At 61.5% G+C, this 2,955-nt stretch carries 3 protein-coding genes; all 3 read left to right on the forward strand.

What is annotated here, in order from left to right; genetic code table 11:
• Positions 1-1,261 (forward strand): two-component system sensor histidine kinase NtrB (locus AC1DSN_RS20770; protein ID WP_477332596.1); only part of this gene is annotated, 1,261 nt, incomplete at its 5' end.
• The gene (locus AC1DSN_RS20775; RefSeq protein ID WP_477332598.1) at positions 1,258-2,637 is read left to right on the forward strand and encodes a sigma-54-dependent transcriptional regulator; all 1,380 of its coding nucleotides are present in this window, start codon (positions 1,258-1,260) and stop codon (positions 2,635-2,637) included. The genes AC1DSN_RS20770 and AC1DSN_RS20775, both read left to right, overlap by 4 nt.
• 222 nt (positions 2,638-2,859) lie before the next feature.
• The coding region (locus tag AC1DSN_RS20780) for a DUF892 family protein (RefSeq protein WP_477332599.1) at positions 2,860-2,955 on the forward strand (96 nt) is incomplete at its 3' end.

Below are 2,955 nucleotides of genomic sequence, written 5' to 3' on the forward strand. Positions count from 1 at the left end.
CGGCTACCTCTACGCGTTCCTCGACTGGCGCGCCGTGCAGGACCTGCTCGACGGCGCCGTGAATCGTGGCACGCGGGGGCTTCTACTGGTCGATCACGACGGCCACGTGCTCGGGGCCTCAGCGTCGCTGCGTGCTAAGCCAGACCTAAGGCAGCTTCGTCTGGCGCAGTGGGATCTGCCCGTCAGGGGTGCCACGTCTTATGTCCATGAGGGGGACGGCCTGGGGTACGGGGCGCTTCTCGTCGGGGTGGCGACGTCCGACGGGTCGCCGCCTTTTGAAGGCCTGGGTTGGCATACCCTCATGATCGAACCAACGACGGTGTCGTTCGGTCCCATCTGGGCACTGCTCTGGGCCATGGTGGGCGTGCTCACGGTCACCCTGTTGGCCGGGCTGTGGATCTCGTCGCGCCTGGCTGACCGCATTGTCTCTCCGATCGTTTCGCTCACGGAGTTCACACGTGGCTTCCGCCAGGGACAGCCGTCACTTCCGGCAATACCCGCCGGCGCCACCGCCGAAGTCGACGAGCTCCATCGGGCGTATACCGACATGATCCGGGCGCTCGAGCAGTCGCGCGAGCAGGTCGTCCGCGCCGGCAAGCTGGCCGTTGTCGGCGAGATGGCGGCGATCATGGCGCACGAGGTTCGCACCCCGATGGGGATCCTGCGCAGCTCGGCACAGCTTCTCCAAAGGGAACCCGACCTCGATGACAGGCAGCGCGAACTGATCGGTTTCATCTTCAGCGAAACCGAACGGCTGAACCGCCTTGTGACGCTATTGCTCGAATGCGCCCGGCCAAATCCGCCGCATTTCATGTCACACGACGTTCTCGAGATCGTCGACAGCGTCCTCGCCTTGCTGGAATCCCGCGTCGAGCGCGCCGGCGTAACGCTATCGAGGCAGGCCGATGGCGGTGACGTGGTAATCAGCTGCGATCGCGAGCAGATCATGCAGGTCTTTCTGAACCTGATCCTGAACGCGCTGTCGTTCGTGGGCGATGGGGGACGCGTGCGAGTCAGTACCCATCGTGATGAAGATGCGCTGTGGATCAGCGTCGCTGACGACGGTCCTGGCGTGCCTCTCGAGTTTCGGGAGCACGTCTTCGATCCCTTCTTCAGCCGCAGGGAAGGCGGTATCGGCCTCGGCCTGACCATCGTGCAGCAGATCGTACAGGCGCACGGTGGCACCTTGTCGGTCGGTGAAAGCGCCTGGGGTGGTGCTTCCTTCAACCTTTGTTTCAAACATCAAGAGCCTCGGACATGACGACGAAACGGATTCTTGTGGTTGACGACGAGGCGAAGATGCGTCGCATCCTCGAACTCTCCCTCAAGTCCATGGGACACGAGGTCGAACAGGCTGGTGACGGCAAGGAAGCTCTCGCGAAAATCGAATCCGGTTCGTTCGATCTCGTTCTGACCGACCTGCGCATGCCCCGACTGGACGGTATCGGTCTCCTTACGGCGTTGCGTGACGCCGATAACGATATTCCGGTCATCGTCATGACCGCCTACGGGACGATCGAGACCGCCGTTGCAGCAATGAAGGTCGGTGCGGCCGACTACGTCATCCGGCCGTTCGAGATGGAAACCATCGAGATGGCTGTAACGCGTGCATTGACGATGCAGGTGGTCCAGCGCGAGAACCGCTTCCTGAAGGAGGAGGTATCGCGTGGCTGGGGCGACTTCGTCGGCACCAGTCGACCCATGCAGGACTTGTACGAACTTCTCCAACAGGTGGCGCCCGCGCGCAGCAGCATCTTCATCGTCGGTGAAACAGGTACCGGAAAGGAGTTGGTGGCTCGCGCCATCCATGTCGCTTCCGGTCGCAGCGGCCTCTTCGTACCGATCAACTGTGCCGCTATCCCTGCAGACTTGCTGGAGAGCGAATTGTTCGGGCACGTCAAGGGCGCCTTTACGGGAGCAGTGCGCGACCGGATCGGCAAGTGCGAGCTCGCCAGTGGAGGCACGCTCTTTCTCGATGAAATAACGGAGATGCCGATCGGACTGCAAGCAAAGCTCTTGCGCGTCTTGCAGGAGTCTGTGATCGACAAGGTCGGAGGCAATGTCGCTACGCCGGTCGACCTGCGTGTCGTCGCTGCAACCAATCGCGATCCGCAGCAGTCCGTCGATGCGGGCACGCTTCGGCGCGATCTCTACTTTCGGCTCAATGTGGTACGTGTTGACGTGCCGCTGCTTCGGAGCAGGCGGGACGACATTCCGTTGCTCGTCGACTACTTCATAAACAAGTATTCGGTTGAGCTCAGCAGGTCGCCACCCACGTTATCGCCTGAGGCATTGGTGATACTGGAGAACTACACGTGGCCCGGGAATGTCCGTGAGCTGGAGAACCTGATCGAGCGAGCGATGGTGCTGTGCAGGGGCGAAGTCATCACCGCAGCACATCTCCCGGGCGAACTAGGCGCTGCGCGGACACCTGTTGCGCTTGACAAGGCTGGCTCCGAGACTGCGCAGCAGTCGGAGCAGCCGCTTGCCTTGAGACCTCATGTGGATCAACTCGAGCGTCGCCTGATCGAAGCCGCCCTCGAAGCCGCGGGAAAGAATAAGGCTGCTGCCGCTAGACTGCTCGAGATCAGCGAGCGCGCGCTCTGGTACAAGATCAAGCGATACGGCCTCAGCTAACCACGCCCTTCACGCCGCGTGTCAGCACCGGCTTCACGCCCTTTGACGGAAGTCTTGATTCGACCAAGTCCATGGTTGCACTCCCGCGACGACGAAATTGTCTAGGGGCACCCCGGACGCTACGCCTGGCCTCGACGCGATGCGCTGACATCGCACGAAAGGTCCTGTCGTTTCACGGGACTTTCATCTCCTTCATAACCGCATCCCTGGGAGGGAAAAACCATGGCCGTCACGACCATCGAAGAACTGTTCATCCATGAGCTGTCGGACATCTACAGCGCAGAAAAGCAACTGACGAAAGCGCTTCCCCGCCTGGCC

This window comes from Luteibacter sp. P4_D7_3, assembly GCF_056401735.1.

Coding starts and splice junctions, on each gene's coding strand:
- AC1DSN_RS20775 (WP_477332598.1), top strand. CDS start 1,258: ATGACGACGAAACGGATTCTTGTGGTTGACGACGAGGCGAAGATGCGT.